This is a genomic window from Sporosarcina sp. resist, from assembly GCF_014302295.1.
In the GTDB taxonomy this organism is placed as follows: Bacteria; Bacillota; Bacilli; order Bacillales_A; family Planococcaceae; genus Sporosarcina; species Sporosarcina psychrophila.
Genome location: NZ_CP060287.1, coordinates 2,586,574 through 2,606,304 on the forward strand (window position 1 = coordinate 2,586,574; position 19,731 = coordinate 2,606,304).

General features: G+C 38.5%; 18 protein-coding genes and 2 pseudogenes. 15 read left to right on the forward strand and 5 right to left on the reverse strand.

Annotation, left to right across the window (positions count from 1 at the left end; genetic code table 11):
• Nucleotides 1–214: 214 nt before the first annotated feature.
• Both H7992_RS12590 and H7992_RS12595 read right to left on the reverse strand, forming a co-directional pair.
• Nucleotides 215–1,336 (reverse strand): Lar family restriction alleviation protein, encoded by a 1,122-nt coding sequence (locus H7992_RS12590; protein WP_067209211.1) that lies wholly within the window; start codon nucleotides 1,334–1,336, stop codon nucleotides 215–217.
• A 19-nt stretch (nucleotides 1,337–1,355) separates the two neighbouring features.
• The gene (locus tag H7992_RS12595; RefSeq protein WP_187044820.1) at nucleotides 1,356–2,504 is read right to left on the reverse strand and encodes an SPFH domain-containing protein; all 1,149 of its coding nucleotides are present in this window, start codon (nucleotides 2,502–2,504) and stop codon (nucleotides 1,356–1,358) included.
• A gap of 173 nt (nucleotides 2,505–2,677) precedes the next feature.
• On the opposite strand from H7992_RS12595, the gene H7992_RS12600 reads away from it, so the two are divergent.
• The 9 genes and pseudogenes from H7992_RS12600 to H7992_RS12635 all read left to right on the forward strand — a co-directional run bounded on the left by H7992_RS12600 (nucleotide 2,678) and on the right by H7992_RS12635 (nucleotide 12,119).
• Nucleotides 2,678–3,622: an MBL fold metallo-hydrolase gene (locus H7992_RS12600; RefSeq protein WP_067209216.1), complete on the forward strand. Its 945-nt coding sequence runs from the start codon at nucleotides 2,678–2,680 to the stop codon at nucleotides 3,620–3,622.
• Entirely contained in the window at nucleotides 3,609–4,361 is a 753-nt protein-coding gene (locus H7992_RS12605; RefSeq protein ID WP_187044821.1) for an SDR family NAD(P)-dependent oxidoreductase, read from the forward strand. The genes H7992_RS12600 and H7992_RS12605 overlap by 14 nt, the downstream gene beginning before the upstream one ends.
• 54 nt (nucleotides 4,362–4,415) lie before the next feature.
• A pseudogene (locus H7992_RS24715) lies at nucleotides 4,416–4,644 on the forward strand (recombinase family protein); the annotation flags it as partial.
• Nucleotides 4,645–4,802: 158 nt separating this feature from the next.
• Nucleotides 4,803–5,129 (forward strand): ArsR/SmtB family transcription factor, encoded by a 327-nt coding sequence (locus tag H7992_RS12610; RefSeq protein ID WP_067209217.1) that lies wholly within the window; start codon nucleotides 4,803–4,805, stop codon nucleotides 5,127–5,129.
• Nucleotides 5,126–5,542, forward strand: coding sequence for an SRPBCC family protein (locus H7992_RS12615; protein ID WP_067209220.1), 417 nt, complete (start codon nucleotides 5,126–5,128; stop codon nucleotides 5,540–5,542). The genes H7992_RS12610 and H7992_RS12615 overlap by 4 nt, the downstream gene beginning before the upstream one ends.
• Before the next feature lie 210 nt (nucleotides 5,543–5,752).
• The gene (locus H7992_RS12620; RefSeq protein ID WP_187044822.1) at nucleotides 5,753–8,914 is read left to right on the forward strand and encodes an ATP-binding cassette domain-containing protein; all 3,162 of its coding nucleotides are present in this window, start codon (nucleotides 5,753–5,755) and stop codon (nucleotides 8,912–8,914) included.
• A 408-nt stretch (nucleotides 8,915–9,322) separates the two neighbouring features.
• Nucleotides 9,323–10,054, forward strand: coding sequence for a helix-turn-helix transcriptional regulator (locus tag H7992_RS12625; RefSeq protein ID WP_187044823.1), 732 nt, complete (start codon nucleotides 9,323–9,325; stop codon nucleotides 10,052–10,054).
• A 113-nt stretch (nucleotides 10,055–10,167) separates the two neighbouring features.
• Nucleotides 10,168–11,517, forward strand: a complete 1,350-nt coding sequence (gene aroA / locus H7992_RS12630; RefSeq protein ID WP_187044824.1) for a 3-phosphoshikimate 1-carboxyvinyltransferase — start codon at nucleotides 10,168–10,170, stop codon at nucleotides 11,515–11,517.
• Between the two features lie 110 nt (nucleotides 11,518–11,627).
• Nucleotides 11,628–12,119: a VOC family protein gene (locus tag H7992_RS12635; RefSeq protein WP_187044825.1), complete on the forward strand. Its 492-nt coding sequence runs from the start codon at nucleotides 11,628–11,630 to the stop codon at nucleotides 12,117–12,119.
• A gap of 114 nt (nucleotides 12,120–12,233) precedes the next feature.
• Here the strand turns inward: H7992_RS12635 and H7992_RS24720 are convergent.
• Nucleotides 12,234–12,413 (reverse strand): annotated as a pseudogene (locus H7992_RS24720) (cysteine hydrolase); the annotation flags it as partial.
• A gap of 42 nt (nucleotides 12,414–12,455) precedes the next feature.
• Between H7992_RS24720 and H7992_RS12640 the strand changes: the two are divergent.
• The 3 genes from H7992_RS12640 to H7992_RS24725 are packed head-to-tail and all read left to right on the forward strand — an operon-like array spanning nucleotide 12,456 to nucleotide 14,674.
• Nucleotides 12,456–13,508, forward strand: a complete 1,053-nt coding sequence (locus tag H7992_RS12640; protein ID WP_255428422.1) for a DUF1835 domain-containing protein — start codon at nucleotides 12,456–12,458, stop codon at nucleotides 13,506–13,508.
• On the forward strand, nucleotides 13,498–14,490 hold the full coding sequence (locus tag H7992_RS12645; RefSeq protein WP_187044827.1) for a zinc-dependent alcohol dehydrogenase family protein: 993 nt from the start codon (nucleotides 13,498–13,500) through the stop codon (nucleotides 14,488–14,490). Before H7992_RS12640 ends, H7992_RS12645 begins: the two co-directional genes overlap by 11 nt.
• 55 nt (nucleotides 14,491–14,545) lie before the next feature.
• The gene (locus H7992_RS24725; protein WP_255428423.1) at nucleotides 14,546–14,674 is read left to right on the forward strand and encodes a hypothetical protein; all 129 of its coding nucleotides are present in this window, start codon (nucleotides 14,546–14,548) and stop codon (nucleotides 14,672–14,674) included.
• Between the two features lie 80 nt (nucleotides 14,675–14,754).
• Here H7992_RS24725 and H7992_RS12650 read toward each other — a convergent pair whose 3' ends face one another.
• Nucleotides 14,755–15,828 carry a tyrosine-type recombinase/integrase gene (locus tag H7992_RS12650; protein WP_255428424.1) on the reverse strand — a complete coding sequence of 358 codons (1,074 nt, stop codon included), beginning with the start codon at nucleotides 15,826–15,828 and terminating at the stop codon, nucleotides 14,755–14,757.
• 654 nt (nucleotides 15,829–16,482) lie between these two features.
• Between H7992_RS12650 and H7992_RS12655 the strand changes: the two genes are divergently transcribed.
• The 3 genes from H7992_RS12655 (at nucleotide 16,483) to H7992_RS12665 (ending at nucleotide 18,796) form a co-directional block, all read left to right on the forward strand.
• The gene (locus H7992_RS12655) at nucleotides 16,483–17,466 is read left to right on the forward strand and encodes a helix-turn-helix domain-containing protein (protein ID WP_187044828.1); all 984 of its coding nucleotides are present in this window, start codon (nucleotides 16,483–16,485) and stop codon (nucleotides 17,464–17,466) included.
• A 293-nt stretch (nucleotides 17,467–17,759) separates the two neighbouring features.
• The gene (locus H7992_RS12660) at nucleotides 17,760–18,197 is read left to right on the forward strand and encodes a GNAT family N-acetyltransferase (protein ID WP_187044829.1); all 438 of its coding nucleotides are present in this window, start codon (nucleotides 17,760–17,762) and stop codon (nucleotides 18,195–18,197) included.
• Nucleotides 18,198–18,313: 116 nt separating this feature from the next.
• The gene (locus H7992_RS12665) at nucleotides 18,314–18,796 is read left to right on the forward strand and encodes a methylated-DNA--[protein]-cysteine S-methyltransferase (protein WP_067209264.1); all 483 of its coding nucleotides are present in this window, start codon (nucleotides 18,314–18,316) and stop codon (nucleotides 18,794–18,796) included.
• A gap of 394 nt (nucleotides 18,797–19,190) precedes the next feature.
• Here H7992_RS12665 and H7992_RS12670 read toward each other — a convergent pair whose 3' ends face one another.
• On the reverse strand, nucleotides 19,191–19,640 hold the full coding sequence (locus H7992_RS12670; RefSeq protein ID WP_187044830.1) for a DUF4362 domain-containing protein: 450 nt from the start codon (nucleotides 19,638–19,640) through the stop codon (nucleotides 19,191–19,193).
• Nucleotides 19,641–19,731 lie beyond the last annotated feature (91 nt).

A 19,731-nucleotide genomic window follows, 5' to 3' on the forward strand; every position in this document is an offset into this window, starting at 1 on the left:
TTTCTTAACGCGAAAGGCACGCCTGTGTTTCCACAGCAGCTCAGAAGGAGGTTCGAAGCGGGAGAGGGGATGTGGCTTTCAGCCGGTGACCACATTTTCTGTTCTCCATTGCCGCAACTACTTGTCTTCGTCAACGCCTATATGTACTTGAATTAGACCGATTATTGCACGTCGTCTAAAAAAAGTCAACTATCTAATTTTTATCGAGTTATCGTTAGGTCATTTTCAAGATAAAGTAAATCGCAATCATAATCGCAATAACTATCCCTACGGCAATCGATACTTTCACGGCACTCACAGGGGATTTCCCGCTTACTTTGCCAGTTTGTCCATTGACGAGGAAGCGATAGACCTTATTGTTGAACTGGAATGATGAAATCCATAAAGGCAATAGAATGTGTTTGTAGGTAATGCTGTCATAGTCGGTGGAGACACTGACTATATTAACAACATCGCCATGAACTCTGCCGTGTATACCACTTGTAATTCCATCGTCTATGACAACTTTGGCATCATTCCATCCATCCTTCAATGGAATTGAATACTTTTCTGCCAAAAATCCAGATAAATAGTCCATTTTATAATCAACAAGTCCATTTAGATGAAAAGGTTCCACTTTATCAATCAATCCACTGGCCACATTACGTGAAGCTTTCACCAATACATCATCGAAGAACTTGCTATAATGACCATGTTCTGTACGCCACCTGATTTTTCTCACTTGTTCTGTTACTTGTTTGGGTTTGCCATCTTCAATTACAGTCCGTGTTTTTGTAACATAATAATACGTACCAATTTGTACGACGTAGGATGAATTCGTCTGAGAATCGAACGTCCAGTAAGGAATATAAGCACCAGCCAAATGGTCTAATTTATACGATTGGATCAGCTTGGAAGGAGCAAAATATTTCTTTTTCATCCACACCTTGAATTTTTCGACCGCTACGTCTTTTGTAATTTGAAAGGGGAGGACCAAAGCTGGTTTGATACCTGCGTGGTTTTCCGTTACCGCAATATGCGACGATCCACAAAACGAGCAAAAATCTGCTACCTTATCTTTATCTAAAAGGGTTTCGGCACCACAATTTCCACATTTGAAAACTCGCTTTTCATCATCCCAACTGTGGTCTTCTTTTTCTAGTGCCTGTAAGAAATCAAGTTCAATCGTGTTTTCTCGCGATGTCGTGATTTCTTTTTCACTCCCACAAAATGGGCATTTAAGTGTTCCACTTGAAGGGTCAAAAACTGTATTACCACCGCAGGAAGAGCATTTATTCACTTCCGTTTGTTCAACTATCATCGCTTCCACACGCTCATTGTTTTCTAAACTGGACACTCGAACACCTCTCTATCCATCACTGTTGCAGATTGTCGCCACAGTCCCCACAAAACTTTGTATTCGGGGCATTTACCTTGCCACATTTCGCACATGTTTTTTCGGTCACTTTTTTTGCGCCACATTCCCCGCAGAATTTTGCATCTTCATTTATTGCCGCCTGACAGCTAATGCATGGCACTTTTTGCTTTTGTACAGTTTCCCCACATTCGCCGCAAAACTTTGCGTTCGTATTAATGAGTGCCTGACAATGAGGGCAAGTCATTTTTTCTGGTTTCGGTTCTGAAGGCGAATTAGTTTGTTGATGGTTGCCTTGGAGAGCGTTTGCCATCACACTGCCAATCGCAGCCCCTGCACCAATGCCTGCACCTGCACCTGCTAATCCGCCGCCTTCATTTTGCGCCGCATCTCTAATTGCTTCTGCCGCCTGGTATTGCTGATACTGATTCATGTTACCAATAACACCCATTGCAGTTTTTCGATCCAATACTTTTTCCACTTCTTCAGGGAGTGATAAGTTTTCAATATACAACGAAGTGATTTCAAATCCGAATGTACTGAATCGTTGCTTCATCTTCTCTTTGCCTTTTTCACTTAATTCGTCGTAGTTCATCGCTAGATCTAGAGCAGCAATATTCGATTCAGCAAACAGATCTGTAAGTCCCGACAGCACCATTTTTTTCAACTGACCCTCAATGCTGCTGGTGTCATAGGATGCGCTCGTGCCAAACAGTTCTTTTAAGAAAACAACAGGTTCGGATACGCGATATGAGTATATGCCATAGCCACGTAATCGAATGACGCCAAATTCCGAATCGCGCATCATGATTGGATTCGAAGTGCCCCATTTCTGGTTGATGAACTGCTTCGTATTCACAAAATAGACTTCCGCTTTGAAAGGGGAGTCGAATCCAAACTTCCACGACTTTAATTTCGTTAAGATGGGCATGTTTTGTGTGTATAATAGATGACGTCCTGGCCCAAATACATCCGCAATTTCACCTTCATTGACGAAAATGGCAACTTGTGACTCCCTAACGGTTAATTCTGCACCCATTTTTATTTCGTTGTTTTGGACGGGGAAGCGGTAAACCATTGTACTTGCGTTTTGGTCCGTCCATTCAATGACTTCAATAAATTGACTTTTGAAAAATCCGAATAATCCCATGCTTAAGCCCTCCTAGTAATTCTATATCGTCGTAAATAACTGTTAAAATAGATACTTTGATTATACCATTTTAAAACTTCATGGTAGAGAATTGATTCAAAAGATGACGCTTGCTACTAAAAAAGGTACAATGGACTGAATACTCATTCATATTAATAAAGGGGATTTTACATATGATACAGAAAATTGTTATACCAACACCATTCGCAGTTGGCGATGTAAATGCATTTCTGATAAAAGGAGATACATTGTCACTCGTTGATGCGGGGCCGAAAACCCCTGAAGCATTTGAAGCATTGCAACAGGGCATCAAGGAAGCTGGGTATGCATTCAACGATATTGAACAAGTCATTTTGACACACCATCATCCTGATCATGCTGGCTGGATTGACGCGTTTGATAACGCTAAAGTTCTTGGTCATGTGTATAACGATTTATGGCTCAAACGGGATGAAGCTTTTTTCCGCTATCATGATGCGTTTTATCTCGATTGTCTTATCGAAGAAGGAGTGCCTGAGCAGTACCTTGGTTGGGTTAAGAAGATGAAACGATCCACTGCACTTATGGGGGAACGTCCACTGGACAGTATGCTTGCCGAGGGTGATGCGCTTCCGGGGCATCCTGGCTGGACAGTTATGGAAACACCTGGCCACGCTCAAAGCCACATCGTCTTATGGGATGAAGAGAATAGAACAATGATTGGTGGAGACTTAGTGCTTGAAAAAGTGTCTTCAAACCCGCTTATTGAACCACCACTTAATCCTGCACAGGGACGGCCGCATTCTCTATTGCAATATAACGAATCGTTGAAACGTATACTGACATTGCCTGTAGACATTATTTATACTGGGCATGGCAATGAAGTACGGAATGCTCACGAACTTATTGAAAGTCGACTAGTGAAACAGCGCGAACGTGCGTTAAAGGTACTTGCTATGATGAACGATGGCTCAAGGACAATTTTCGAATTAACCCGAGAACTGTTCCCGGCTGTCTATGAAAAAGAACTGGGTCTTACACTCTCTGAAACGATTGGGCAAACTGATTACCTTGTCAATGAAGGGCTAGCTCGCGAAACAAGGGATGAAGGCGGCGTCCTGCATTATGAACAAGCATAAATCGATACTCATAACAGGTGCGACTAGCGGGGTTGGATACGCACTGACTAAACGGCTGTTGGCAGTAGGTTACGAGGTGTGGGCGACAGGTAGGGCACTTGCCGTTTTAGAGGAGTTGCAACGTGAAGGTGCACATACGATACCTGCGGATTTTTCGAAAAAAGAAGATGTTGAGCAATTGATGGCAAAAATTGGTTCACCCGATGTCGTCATCTTTTCGGCGGGCGTTGGTTCATTCGATTTCGCTCACGAAACGTCTAATGAAGCAATTCAAAGCATGATGACAGTCAACGTAATCGCAACCATGCAGCTGACTAAACTTCTGTTGCCGAGCATGATGGAACGCCGCAGCGGACATTTGATTTTTCTAGGTTCACAAGCCGGAAAAGTGGCAACACCCAAGGCTTCTATTTATGCTGCGTCTAAGCATGCGATTATCGGCTATACGAACGCGCTTCGTATGGAAGTGGCTCCATTCGATATCCATGTGACGACTATTAACCCAGGTCCGATTGACACACCCTTTCTGGATCTCGCGGATGAAACAGGTACTTATCGCACATCACTTGGCAGGCATTTATTGACTGTGGAAACCGTGGTCGATGCGGTGTTTAAAACAGTAGGGAAACCAGTTCGCGATGTGAATTTACCTTGGTATATGGGTGTCACGAGTAAACTCCACGCAGTCGCTCCGACGCTTGTCGAACGGTTGGGGCGGAAGTATTTTATGAAGAAATAATAGGAATAAGCATTTTGCGAAAGCCGGCGTAATTGCCGGCTTTTTACCTTGAAAAACATATTTTTTGAAGAAAAATTTTCTGAAGCAACAAAGGATCGTGAACAACTTTAGAAGTTGTTAGAGTATCTACGAGGAAATTACATTATTTACGTTATAGACTTAATTCGGATCACTCGAAGTACGCAGAATTTATTTGAATTGATTGATTTAATACGAGGGAAAATGCAAGATTAAATCACTCAAGGATACAGGGCTAAATTTATTAGAAAATAATCCATACAGCCCAATTCCATTAAAGAACCAGATAATAGAATAGCAAGGGAATTTGACATGTCACCTTTAGGTGTCCTATAATAAATAAGACAACAAAAGGTGTCGTAATTATTATGAAGTTTAATCAGTGACGTTACAGGAAATATTAATGAAAAGGCGGGGCTGATTTTGAACGAAAAAAGTCAAGTGAGGGATGTTTATGACGCTGTTGCCGATCCAACAAGGCGAAAGTTAATTCAAATGTTGGCGGATGTTGAAGAATTACCCCTACATGAGATAACCGTTCATTTTCAAATGGGGCGTACAGCAGTATCTAAGCATTTATCGATCCTTAAAGAGGCGAATCTAGTAATTGCTCGAAAGGTCGGTAGGGAAACAAGATATCGGCTGAATGCAACCCCGTTGAAAGAAGTTCAAGATTGGGTATCCTTTTACGAAGGATTCTGGAATGAAAGAATTGCTAAATTAAATCTTTTATTGGAGGAGAAAAAATGAAATCAGATGTATCATTAGATTATCAATTTACAAGTTCTATCGAGCAGGTGTGGAATGCTTTAACGGATTCGGACACACTTGCGAAATGGATATGGGATAATGATTTTAAACCAGTCGTTGGACATAAATTCCAGTTTCGGACAGAGCCGAACGAATGGTGGGATGGCATTGTAGATAGCGAGGTGCTCGAAGTGGACGAGCCTCATAAATTATCTTACACTTGGCTAAGTGCCGGAGAAAGCACTACTGTTACATGGACTTTGAAAGAAGGTTCAGATGGAACTGTCCATCTACATTTCGATCAAACTGGATTTAGTGAAGCAACAAAAGCACAACCAGGAGCCATCGAGGGAGCTACATATGCTTGGACGCAAATGGGTGAGCAACTCGAAAAAGTATTAGCAGAACTGTAAAAATGATTTCTTCATCCTTTATGATGTCTGCTTTTCAGGACTAACTTTATTATAAAAATAATCCATTCTTCAACAATATGGCGCTTTTCCGGAACATGGAAAGCGTCATTTTTAATGGAAGTAAGGATTAAGTAATCTAACAATTTTTGTTTGAATTATAATTTAGCAAACGTGGCAAGACTAAATTTAGAGAATGGAGAGGACAATACTGTGAAAATAAATCAATTAATTGCGAACAATATTAACAACTTAGATGCAACACTACCAGTAGATAAATCGTTAGGAATTGCTGGTTTGTCTGGATCTGGTAAAACAACTTTTTGTCAAACAATTGGTGAAGAATCCAAGAAGCGTCTCGTTTCCTTATTGCCAAAGTCTGAATATCAGTATTTATTTCCCCGTATTATGGAAACCAATTTCAGTGCCATCAAGATGGAAGAAATGCCTTTAGTCCTTTTTCTCGGAAAATCAGCGATTTCTTCCAATCCACGTTCTACAATAGGCACTCATACAGGCGTATTTAAAGACATTCGTGTTACCCTTGCTGAAAAATTTGAACTGTCTCCAGAAGTTTTTTCATTTAATAATGAGCTAGGCTGGTGTCCAGGTTGTAAAGGTCGCGGAACTACTAAAAATGTCGAATGTAAAAAGTGTGAGGGCAAGCGCTATAATCCTGAAGTGGAGCAAAAAAGAATAGATTTATTGGATCAACCGCATAGTATTTCTGATATCAACAACTTAAGCATTGAATCAATTCTTTCTCTCGGAGAAGAATTACATATTAGTGAAGCGAAACAACATATTCTTAAAAATATTATCAATATGAATATTGGTTACTTAACTTTAAATCGCATTATGGGTACATTGTCAGGTGGAGAATTAACACGACTTTACTTGGCAGAATTCATGGCAACAAGTGAAAATACGGTAATTATAATTGATGAAATCTCCGTAGGTCTTGATCACCAAACACTATTGAAAATTTTAGCAGAGATTAAGCAATTGGGGTATAAGAATCAAATTTGGCTCATTGACCATTCTGACACGGTGCTCGATACAACGGATCAGCAATTGTTCTTTGGGCCTGGTAGTGGTAAATATGGCGGGAAAATTGTTGAAGAATCCCCACGTCCAAAACCAATCTCTTCGGAACGAAATCAGTCAATGCCGACGGAGTACTTCCAGTTTCATGATCTTTACTGTCGTAATATTCAAATGGCTGAAATTCAGATTCCCCAAAATAGACTTATAACTTTTACGGGTGAGTCTGGATGTGGTAAATCTACACTTGTCAATGAGTGTATGGCCAAAGATTTTCTGAAGCGATATCCAAAAGATAAATTGGTAATGGTGGGGCAAAATCGCAACCAATCGATTACCAGTCGGTCAACAGTTGCGACTTTTCTTGATATTAAAAGGAAACTCAAAAAATATAGTGAAGAAATTGATGATATTTTTCAGCGCTCGATTGAAGACATTATTGATGAACTGCCGAATGAAGACATCGCTTATAAACGCCTGAGCCTATTAATTAAACTTGGACTTGGTTATTTGACGTTGGAAAGAAAAACACAGTCTTTATCGAATGGTGAATTTCAATGTGTCCATTTAGTTTCTGAGCTGTTTGCCAACTCGAGAAACCCCCATACGCTTTTTATTTTCGACGAGCCTTCAAAAGGGTTATCACAAAATATTTTAAATCAATTCATTGATAGTATTAGGGTCATTCTGCAGGATGAATCTGTCTCAATAATTATGATTGAACATAACTCTTATATGATGGAAAGCTCTGATTTTATCGTTGATTTTGGTAAAAGACAGCTTGCACCTGTTCAACACCTTGATATTGTGAGTCATGATGATTATTATCGTCAACAAAACAGGACGGATAGAGTTACTCCGTTGCAAATTTCTTCAACCATCCATCAACAAAATGGCGTAAACTACTTAAAAGAAAATCAAATTGCCTATTTTAAAAATGCAGAAAACGTCTATAAGGGCGGTATCTTAAAAAGCTTATCATCAATGGCACGGTTGATTTATGGTGAATACGAATCCGAAACAATTGCACCCGTAATCGCCATTGATTTGGAACGACATTTGTATAGTCAATATAGTTTTCTCTATGAAATGGGTGGATTGATCAACCATATTGTAGCAGCTCATCCGACCAATAAAAATACGCAGCGCTTCGATTTCTATAATCAAGACAATCATTGTCCAAGTTGCTCGGGCCGCCGAGTGATTGAAAAGTTTGATATAGATGTTGTGATTCAAGACAAAAACGCTCCGTTCTGGGATGGCCTATTGCATCCAGATGTGATGGAGGTATTAAAACATTATCAATATTCAAGATTGGAATTCATTTTTGATGAAATTAAGAATGAACTCGGTCACGATATGAGTAAAAGTTATAATGAAATGACAAAAGAAGAAAAGCATACCTTTTTATATGGGTATTTAGAAAAGTCGTTTTATGATAAAGCAGCTAAGGCACAGAGAACATGGCAAGGCTTCAATAGTATAATTGGGATGTATATGTTTATTTCGAAATCGATTATTAAAGAGCATATGAAAGCATCCAAAGAGATAATATCATGTCCGATTTGCGAAGGGTCTGTGTTAAACCATCATAATCAACTCAAGTTTGGAAATACGGATATTCGTGAGATTATAAACCAGCCGATTGATCAAGCATTTAAAACGGTAGGAGCGTTACCTGAACTGATAAAATTGAAATCTATTGTCGGCGGAGATATGACTTTGACTGAAGATGTCTCTTTACTGCCTAGGGAAACACAAGTCGCGCTGAAAGTATTTGAATTGGAAATGGCAAGCTTTGCTGGTTATGAAGTGGTGTTACAAAATGCCTTACCATTCTGGGATAAAATTAGCAGCAATATCGAATCCATCAGCACGAATAACCAGGTTACGATCTGCGATTTTGATAAGATCACTGAGACCAGAGAAACGATCATTGATAAGTATTTCACCAATGGAAAATATAAAAAGCTTGTCTATGTCTATGAAGCCTTTGGATATAAAAAAATTGTAACCCAAATTAATAAAATTAAAAAAAGTCATCCATGTCCATTCTGTAAAGGAAAGAAAGTCATTACAGAAGATAATCTCCATGATGGCGTATATAAATTAACGATCCCATGTGTGAGTTGTAATGAAAGTGGCATCACTGAAGAATTACTTCAGGAAGTTGTCGAAGGTATAGCAGTTGAAACATGGCTTACTGGTAAAGTAAGTGATGTTGTTGAGAAAAACCTATATACTGAGGCCGTTGCAGATATTCCAATCTTCAATCGTATACGTGAGTTAAATAAACGTGATTTGATGGCGGTTTATCAATGCTTGGCTTAAAAGAATATTAAAAGTTTCAATCTAGATAGATGAAAGAACTTCATTAAAGCCCAATTTCTCTATTTTAATTTCCAGAGAAATTGGGCTTTTTAATTTAGAATTTCCTTAACGTTGAAAATCCATATTTTACTGCCAGAACCTCTAAAAATATAATTAAAGGTTACTTTATATTATTTCGAATAGTGTATATATTCCCGATAAACGAAACCTCGCTAGTGCATATAAAAATACAACGCTCGCTACTAGTTTGTTCTCCACTTATAAAACACTCCCGTATAAAGTATTACTGACATCTACTAAGGAGGAGGGATAGCTTGAAATGAGGAAAAAACATCGCAACCGATAATAATATTGATATATGTACTAGCGAGGTGTATGATTATTAAAAATATTAGGGGTTGTCTAATTATGAAGTTACCTTCGTTTCAGCAAGCTGTTGGATTTAGTGTTGGTGATGCCCTATCCTTGTTCTTGTTAAGAACTATTCTTGAACGAGAAAATTATTCAAAAGCACTCTATGAACACTTCAACTTGGATTTCCCAGGACGTTCCGTTTCCTATGAATATGTCGCACGTACTACCAACGCTTTAGAAAATAATGGTTTTCTTTTTTCCCGAACAGAAGGCCGCAAAAAGGTCTTTCAAATTACTGAAAAAGGAAAAGCTCGTCTTCTGGAATACGAAACTATTTATGCACTTCGCTTTAGTGAAGTTTCGATTGTTATAGATAGGTTCTATTACTTTTTAACTAAAAATGGATCGCTACCACAAGCCTCGATTGAGCCACTACACGAAGACTTTAGATTATTTATATCAAAATTGCTATCTGTAAAGGATGTTGTACGATTTATGGCTCTGCGACTTAGCTTAAATCGTCAATCTTTTCATATGGCCGAAGTTCAGGAGCAATTGAATAGTTTGTTTGGTTGGTCTCCATCTAATGGCTATTTGTACAATATAGCGCGTGAAATGGAAGAAACAAATTTATTGGTTGGTTTCTGGCCAGATGAAAGAAGAACTATTCGTAAATTATATAAAACGGATGAAAGTGAACAATTCTACATAATCGTATCAGCTTCATTGACTGAACGAATCATCCAAGTTCGTAGATACTTACATTACGTTTTAAAAACGGTATGAATTACACATCTATTTAGCATATTTGTAATTGAAATAAACACAAGTAGTGTAGTTTTATGATAAAGTACTAGTAAGATATATCGGAAAATTCAATCTCGGGAAGGGTGTTTAATTTGAGTAATGTAGATTTGAAAGCACGGTCACCGTGGTCAACCTTAAATCAAGTTCAAAGTGTAAGTCTATCTCCACCTGAAGTGAAATCCATTAACGGTGAAATAAGCATACCAGGGAGTAAAAGTCTCACGAATCGAGCATTAATACTGGCTGCTTTAGCTAACGGAACTTCAACATTATCCGGAATCTTAAAAAGTGATGATTCATATTGGTGTATCGATGTACTCAATAGCCTTGGCATCAAGACCGAACTAGAAGGGGATACGATTACCGTTCATGGCAATAATGCAGTTTGGCCAAATGAAAATGCAGACTTATACATTGGGGCTGCAGGCACGATTGCTCGTTTTCTTCCTGGTGCATTAGCAGTTGCGAAAAACGGAAATTGGGTTATTGAGGCAAGTAACAGTATGAGTGAACGGCCAGTAAAACCTTTAATAGACGCACTTACCGAAATGGGAGCAAAGATCGACTATCTGGATAAAGACGGTTATTTCCCTCTCCGTATAACAGCCAATGAACTCACGGGAGGTTCAGTTAGTATTTCTGGAAAAGTTTCAAGTCAATTTATAAGTGGCGTGCTACTGGCAAGTCCGTATGCAAAAAAAGCTGTAACTGTAACGATCCCCGATCACATTGTTCAGCCAGACTACGTCGAAATAACATTAAATCTAATGGAGAAATTCGGAGTGAAAACACAATTTACTGAAGATCTTAGGGAAATTGTTATTCCTCAATCAGAATACAAGAGCTGTGATCTCGAGTTAGAAGCAGATGCTTCAACTGCAAGTTATTTTTTAGCCTTAGCAGCTATTACGAATGGTCGCATTAAGATTACCAATCTTTCACCCGAAAACAGTCAACCTGATATTAATATGATTAATGTCTATGAAAAAATGGGGTGCACTGTTACTAGAGGAGAAGGCTTTATTGAGTTAGTTGGAACACCTACGTTGAAGGGCGGGTTTGAGATTAGCATGCTCGATATGTCAGATCAGACGTTGACATTAGCCGCAATCGCTCCATTTGCAACGGGTCCGATTACAATCAGAGATGTTGAACATATTCGCTATCATGAATCCGACCGAATTAGCGCTATTTGTACAGAATTACAAAAGTTAGGCATTAAAGTCGAAGAGTATAAAGACGGGTTAACCGTTTACCCAGGAACACCACATGCTGCAACATTGGATTCCTATGACGATCATCGAGTGGCAATGTCATTAGCATTGATTGGCGCAAAGGTTCCAGGGGTGGTCATTAATGATCCAGGGTGTGTGTCAAAGACTTGTCCAACTTTTTTTGACTTACTGCAGCAATTAGGTGTGAATGTTGAGTATTCAAATTGATTGGTTGAATAAGGGCTTTTGATCAAGAGAGTATTCATGCAATCGAGAAAAGCATTGCTACGAACAGGGAATTAACCAGTTGAAAACAAATAGGAGATAATGAAAATAATATGATTAAAGGATTATACGAAGCCCATTTACCCGTAAGTGACCTAGAACGCTCAATTAAATTTTATGAAAGTTTAGGATTAGAATTTGACCATAGAATAGAGGCTCGAGTAGCATTCCTTTGGATAGAAAAAGACAAAAGTTGGTTAGGTTTATGGCAAACAGACAAAGTAAATCTCGACTATCACCCATCAATCCGACATATTGCTTTCCATGTAGAACTAGAAGATTTACGGAATTCGCGAAAATGGCTTGCAGAAAGAAACATCGAGGCTAGAAAAGCGTTTGGTTTTGAACCAATCGAACCATTCGTTATGCCTAATGAGGGCTATGGTCATGCCAAAATACATTTTAATGATCCAGATGGAAACAGTTTAGAATTTATCTGTAAAGTGGAGAAAAACGATCCTAACTTAACCAGTAATATGTATTTGAGTGATTGGGAGAAAGCTAATTTCACTCCTAAAGGGGTAGCGTTAGCAAATCCGAAATAATAATCCGGATTTCTTAGTGTTGTCACCAAGAAATTAAGCTTTATTTACTTCATAAAAGCATCAGATTCTTGTTGAATAGAACCCGCATATTTTAGTATAGCTTTTAGTTAAATTCTACCTATATGAGTTATGGATTGGACGAAATAAGTCTTCATCTACATTTCTGTCAACTGAAAAGTGTTCGACATTGTAATGTACTAGTATGATTTGCTCCGCATTTAAAACCTTATTGTCCGTTGTTGAATGCCCACCGCCAACTAATGTTATATCTAAACAGCCCATAACGACAACATGTTAATTTAGTTGAGATCATAAATGATAAAGGAGTGGACATTATTGGACAATACCAACCAGCTCAAACAGGCGATAACCAAATTAAGCGATATAGACGCCAAGTCGTTGCTTTTTCAACTGTTTTTACAAGCTGAAACGAATGAGCCGGGACAATTTGTCAAAAAATTACGCGAAATAAAACAATCGCTAATGATTGCACAACCAGCTGGTCATCCACAAACAGTACATATTGTTTTTGGTGATTCGACAGCTGGTAGCTTACAAGTTGCATTTCATGGCACTGCTTATGAAGAAACTGAAGAGGTCCTTGTATTACCTGATATTTTATCGGTTGGTCCTGTGAAAGGCTTGCATACAAAAGAAGGGATTCAAGCGCGCTTTCAGTGGTTGAAAGATCGATACCAAGATGCAATCAATGAGCGGGATGCATATATGCATGGGATGACAGAAGCCATTGATAGAATCAAAGCAATTCCATCCTATCAAGATATTGTGATCTGGACAGGCAATAACGCCCATGAACAATCTGGATTACGTATTGTCCTTGCATTGCTGAAAGACAAATGGAATACCGTTTCTATCCTCAATACCTTTACTGCTTTCCATGAGCTCTATACATATCCTGCGCTAGCAGAAGAGAACTATCCGCAAACGTCAAATGGGCAGGATTTATTATTATTTTACGAGCAATTCGACATGCGGCCTGTACGGCCGGAAAAGCGAGAAGCCTTATGCAAGGAAGGCTGGAACATGTTGCTTGAAGAAGGCCATAGTATGCTGTCCAATGAACCATATCTTATTCGTACATGGGGGGACAATGAGCTCTGGCATAATACGAATATAGATTGTGATGATGACTTCATCATTACTTGTGCCAAAAGGATGCATGCAGAAGAGGAAACGTTCGATTTTATCAAAGCCGCGCGTGTTGTTGGTGAAGTATGTGGCCATATGGAACAATACAGGGGGATTGAATGGATCGAGTACCGGCTTCGTTGTTTAATCGAGCAGGGGATCTTTGAGTATGAAGGGGACTTGAAGGCGATGCGGTTATATCAAGTTAAGTTAAAGATGGTTGATTCATTTGTTGGCTAAATGCATAACATTTCACGAATTTGGAAATCCAGAAGAGGTTTTAAAATTCGAGGACAAAAACATTCAACCTCCTTTGAAAGGCGAGTTCCTTGTGAGAATGAAGATACGCCCTATCAATCCTTCTGATTTAATTCCTATTAAGGGTGCGTATTCACATCGTATTTCTTTGCCAGGCATTCCTGGTTACGAAGGTGTTGGTATTGTAGAAGAGGTAGGACCTGAGGTTTCCCAACAATTTATAGGCAGGCGTGTTCTGCCATTGCGAGGGGAAGGGACATGGCAGGAATATGTTAGAACAGCAGCAGATTTGGCCGTACCTTTACCAAATACAATAGACGATTTTACAGCTGCGCAATTATATATCAATCCCTTAACCGCATGGATCATATGTACAGAGGAACTAAAGTTAAAACAGGGGGATACTTTACTCGTCAATGCTTGCGGTTCTGCGATTGGGCGCATATATGCTCAGTTATCCAAAATTATAGGTTTTCGACTGATTGCTGTCACAAGAAATAATGCCTATACAGAGGAGTTACTTCAACTGGGAGCTGACCATGTCATAAACACTTCAGAAACTTCATTACATCTCATAGTTATGGAGCTTACAAATGGCTATGGTGCAACGGCTGCCATCGATTCGATTGGCGGATTTGAAGGTACGGAGTTAGCATTTTGTGTTAAATCCAATGGGGTATTAGTTACGATTGGTCTTTTGTCAGGAGAACCTATAGACTGGGCAGCCATTTCGAATAAGTCAAAGGTACATATTAAATTATTCCATCTACGACATTGGAATCAACGGGTTTCAGTACAGACATGGCATGAAACATTTAACCACATAATCGAATTGATACAGAACAAAAGGTTAAGACTGATGAAACCGGAATTTCAATTTGATCTACTGGATGTACAGGAAGCCATTCGTATCGCGGAATCCTCGAAAAGTAATAGAGGGAAGGTCTTTTTAACGAGTATTTAAGTTGGAAGACGTCTAAAGAACGTATATATGGTGTAATTGAATAGGTAGCTCAAGGGTGGTCGGCACACTCCCAGAAAAGAGGATTCTTCCTCAACGTGCATACGAAAAAACGCTAGCAGCACAAATTGCAGAATTGACCGTGATTGAACTGGATGAAGTATTAAGAATTATTGGAACATCATAATTAATACCTACTCATTCAATTCAAGTAAAAAGGTAGCACCTCCGTCATTCTAAAGACGGAGGTGCTACCTTTTTTCGCCCCTAAATATACTCCCCAAAACCTTCCGATTTCCACGAATGAATTGCATGACGTTCCTTCTCGAAGACCTTTTCCAAGTAAATCATTGTCGTTTCAATCTTCTCGTGTCCAAGGGATCGCATGATGTCGTAAATATCTACGCCATTTAGCTTTGAGATGATTGCGAAGGCATGGCGGAATACGTGTGGGGTGATCTTCATCGTTTGATCCGATAACTTCAGCTGTTCTAAGCTTGTAATCTCCTTTTTCACATACTGCGATAAATACGAGGGGGAATATGCTCGTCCTGTATTCGTTGTAAAAAGCGGATCATCCAGATGCGCTCGTTCGATCGGCAATAGGCCCCGTGCATTGCGAAAACTACGAATGCTATGGACCACTTTCTCTTTCAACGGAACATGCCGTCTCTTATTCCCTTTCCCCAACACATCCAAATAATAGCCGCCTTGAATAGAATCCACTTTTAAGTCTTTCAACTGTAATGTACAAAATTCTTCATTCCGAATCCCGGTTGTTGTTAAGACGTGAATAATCGTAAACATGATTGGGTGCTGCATGTCTCTAAATGTGTTCAGTAGCATTACGACATCGACTGGTCCTAAATCCCGATTAGGTCGATCATCTTTTCGAACGGTCGCAATCCGTAATCCCTGGTGAATCGGTTCCTGAATATAGCCCACACGATGCAGAAATGCAAAAAATGCTTTGAGTATCGTTGTTTTCCGTTCTAGCGTTGTAGGGGAGTATGGCCCTTTGCTCACCACATACGGACTTTCAGTTGCTAACCACTCTTGATACCTTCTTAAATGACGTGATTGAAGTGATTTAAACAGAGAACCTTCTATTATATAGGCGACATCTACATCAATTTCTGTACTGTATGTTAAGAGCTGTTCGATGAAGAGCAAAAGTTCACGCTCATACTCTCTAACTGTCCTCTCCGTCCGATCATTTTTTTGGTTCAAGTGGCGGCGTTCGTAAAGAAACCATTTCATCATGTCTGGATCCGTAAAATCATGAAAAGCCTTTTGTCCATCTTTCTCTGCTTCATCTAAACGATTTTGAAGAGCCGGCAAAGTTGATAGATCCTGTAGCTCCTTTTTTAAAAAACTTATTTGCAACTGTTTAGTTACACTCACTGAAAATACGATAGACTTAACACCCCTTTATTCAATTCATCAAAATACGCATTATGTCTCTTTAGAATACAATCATTATTTTTATCACTAATTCCACTTTTTAAGTCAAACTATTTATAATAAAACGAAAAGTCAGTGTGTCCTGTAAATAATTCGAAAATAGTCAGTTACAACTATTATATTTACCTTTAAAATAGTAAAGATTTAACACTCTTTATTCTAAATCTATATAGTTCTAACAAGTCCCTATAGAAATACATTCAACATTTAATTAGATACTTTAATTTTCAATCAACCTATCTATTTTAACACAACTTTAATATAACATAAAAAAACAGTTCCTTTGTTTATGTATAATATTTTATTGATTAAATTCTATTGTATTTCGATATGATATTAAGTTGCTATTAAAGTTGAGTTATTTTATAGTATATAAGAATTGAATTTATTATTAATCGAATTATTTCACTGACTTTATCATTGTGAAATTATTTGAATTACTAAATAGAATTTAGGCTATGTCAAATAAAGTAGTAACGCTCATTTAATTTTATTTATGAAGTTCATACACTTAAGACAGGAGAGATTAAATTGAATGATTGGTACACAAGACAAGAGGTAGCGGATATACTTGGTATATCGAAGGCTACTGTCTACCACTATGCGAAACAAAAGAAAATCATTAAAATAGAAGACCCACATCGCCTGATACGAGAAGTGAGGTACAAACGGGAAGAAGTCGACACACTTGCTGCAGAACGACAACGCAATCAACCGATGGGGCTTCGGCCTTCTGAACTCGCTAAACAATTGGGCGTGACAACGCAGCGCATTTATGCCTTAATTCGAGAAACTGATTTACCCGTGGATGAATTGCCTGTTGGAGATGAACGCACAATCTATTCCATTCCAGATGAAACGGCGGTATGGATCACACAAGAAATCGAACGGACAGCGTCTGTGCGGGGGACACGGGTTGAATTTTATGATGCTAAATTTGATATCGTACTATACCAGCTTTTCCGTACACAACAGGGACAAGATATGCGTGTATTGCGCAACGACAACCAGGAATGGGGCTTCTATTCGCAATCGCGGACATGGATTCCTTTTGCGAATGGTATCCATATTTATCAGTATGAAGCGGTGTATCCGATTCATCGTCCGAATAGTAGAGTAAAAGGGTATACAGACTTTTCACTACCAAAAGACTTACAGGAATCGTTTGATTTCCTTGATTTCGTCTATCAAATATGGGGGATTGAAAACATTCGCATCCGTGAGCACGACACACATATTGATTTGTCGATAAAAAGCGGAGAAATTGAGCTATCTATACCTGTTCCGGAGATACTTACAGAAAGTATTATAAAGAGATTTCTCGTATTAGGCGATGTTGTAATTAAAGAAGGCGAGTGGACGCTTATTAGCGGATACAGGCGCACGACATTTGATTTACCAAACAATCTGCTGGATAAATTGCAGGAGATTGCCAAAGAAAAAGACCTGTCAATGAGTGAATATGTAGAAGAGGCAGTGCGGGAGAAATTTGAAAGGGAAGAGAAAATGGAATGATAAATATCTTTAGTAACCAAAAAACGAGCTGATATTTAGCTCGTTTTTTGGTTATGAGGATTATATAAGGAACAAAGTGTCAAGTTAAGTGGGATAGAAAGCTAAACAAATCCAAGTTACATAATATTATTATGTAAACTAATAATTATTTTCAACCTCGGATAACAGTTCAAAGAAAACAAGTCAAACTATTAGCTGGACAAAAAGAAAGGCTGGTTCGAGGACAATTACAAATCAATTTATGGTAAAGTTGATTAATTCAGAAATATAATAATTATAAGGGGGATTCACGTATGAGCATTCTAAAAGCAACAGGAAATGACCTTGATTCATTAGCAGAACTATTGGACTTATACAGAGTATTTTATCAACAAAAATCAAATATTAATGGTGCAAAAAAGTTTATTAAAGACAGATTAAGCAACGAGGAATCTGTTATTTTTATAGCCTTTGATGAAAATAATCCTATTGGCTTTGTTCAATTATACCCTTCTTTTTCGTCTGTTAGTCTGAAGCGGACATGGATCTTAAACGATTTGTATGTAATGGAAAGTGTTCGTGGCAAAGGGTTTGGCGAAAAGTTAATTAAAAAAGCCATTTCATTTGCAGCGGACACACGTGCAAAAGGAATATTACTTGAGACCAATGTAGAAAATATAACAGCACAAAAGCTTTATGAAAAAATCGGTTTCACGAAAGAAAAAAACTACTTCTATTTCTTTTCAATTTGAGAAAATACTAGTACCCATTAAATATCTAACACAGAAAATCAAAAGAAGTTTTAGGAGGGACTTAATACAATCCGAAAGTCTTCATTATCAGCATCCTTATCTACGGAGGTTCTTACATGAGTAAACTACATAAACTAGATTATGAATCACCGATTGGAGTAATTGAAATAATAGGTACAGATGAGGCTATATATTCAATAATGTTTTCTGAAGAGGATAGTGTGACAAATAGGATGCAAGCAGAAACTCCCGCGTCTTTAGTGGATTGCTATGATCAAATTGAGCAATATTTTAAAGGTGAGCGTCACGAATTTACATTTCCTTACAACTTTGAAGGAACAGACTTTCAAAAATCAGTTTGGAGCGCTTTGACAAAAGTATCCTGCGCCGAAACGGTATCCTACAAAGATATTGCTGTTTCAATTGGGAATGAAAAAGCCGTCAGGGCAGTAGGAACTGCAAACGGAAAAAACAAGCTAAGTATCGTGATTCCTTGTCATCGAATTATCGGTTCTAATGGGAAATTAACAGGTTATGCAGGTGGTTTGTGGAGAAAGGAATGGTTACTTCAGCATGAGAGGACCTTTTACAAGGCATAACCCACATCCTCTAGGACAGTGTTGTTCGTGAACTCTTTCAAGCAATCGTCCTTATGATCGCTTCGCTATTCAAATCGCATTAGTACAAATGAAATAATCCGCCCTTGAGTCTCCAAGAAAATGAGCGGATTATTCTGTAGAGTTTGCTAATCGCCTTTGGAGCGATATTATATTATTAAAGATCGTTTGGTAGTTGCACATCAAACGGTCTTTTTTACTGTGTATTACTTTACCAATGATATCCGTCGTACTCTTCGCATTTTGGTAAAAGAACTCTTAATCTGTTTTCTTTTGTTTCAGAATCAATACCAGAAGGAAGGGAGTACCAGATGTGGATGCCACTACAAGAAGTGTTGGAAAATCAGTCATTGTATAAAGTATCCATCAGCCATACCTAATGCACGTGTTCGTCCACATGCTCTTTCGACACGCTTAGAATCGTAAAGCTTTCAGCGGATGAATCACATCCTTTAAGTGTGTAGATAAATAATTGTTGCCCTTCCTCTTCTAGGAGATCCGTACATGTCATATTCGTTTTGACGGGATCCTTGCCTCTATTTTTATTTTTTGAACGATCTATCTCCAAGTGGATCGTGGAGTCTTGGAAAGAAAGATTATATAATGTTGGATCTCCTTCAAGCGTGTAATTCGCAATACGGACTGTAGCTGCTTCCTCCATCTCCATACTTTCCAAGAACGATTCAAACGCCGGATAGTTATAGACAGGCCCGTGCATATTGACGATATCACCGTTTAGAACAGCTTTTTCACTAGTATACGAACAAGCTGAACTGACTATCATGGCTATTAGTACAAGTAAATATAAGTGTATTTTGTTCCTCATATTTATTACCTCCTTACGATCCGCTAGCGTTTCACCTCAATTATATGAAGAAGCAGCATACATTATCCCATTTTGAAAACTAAAACTACTT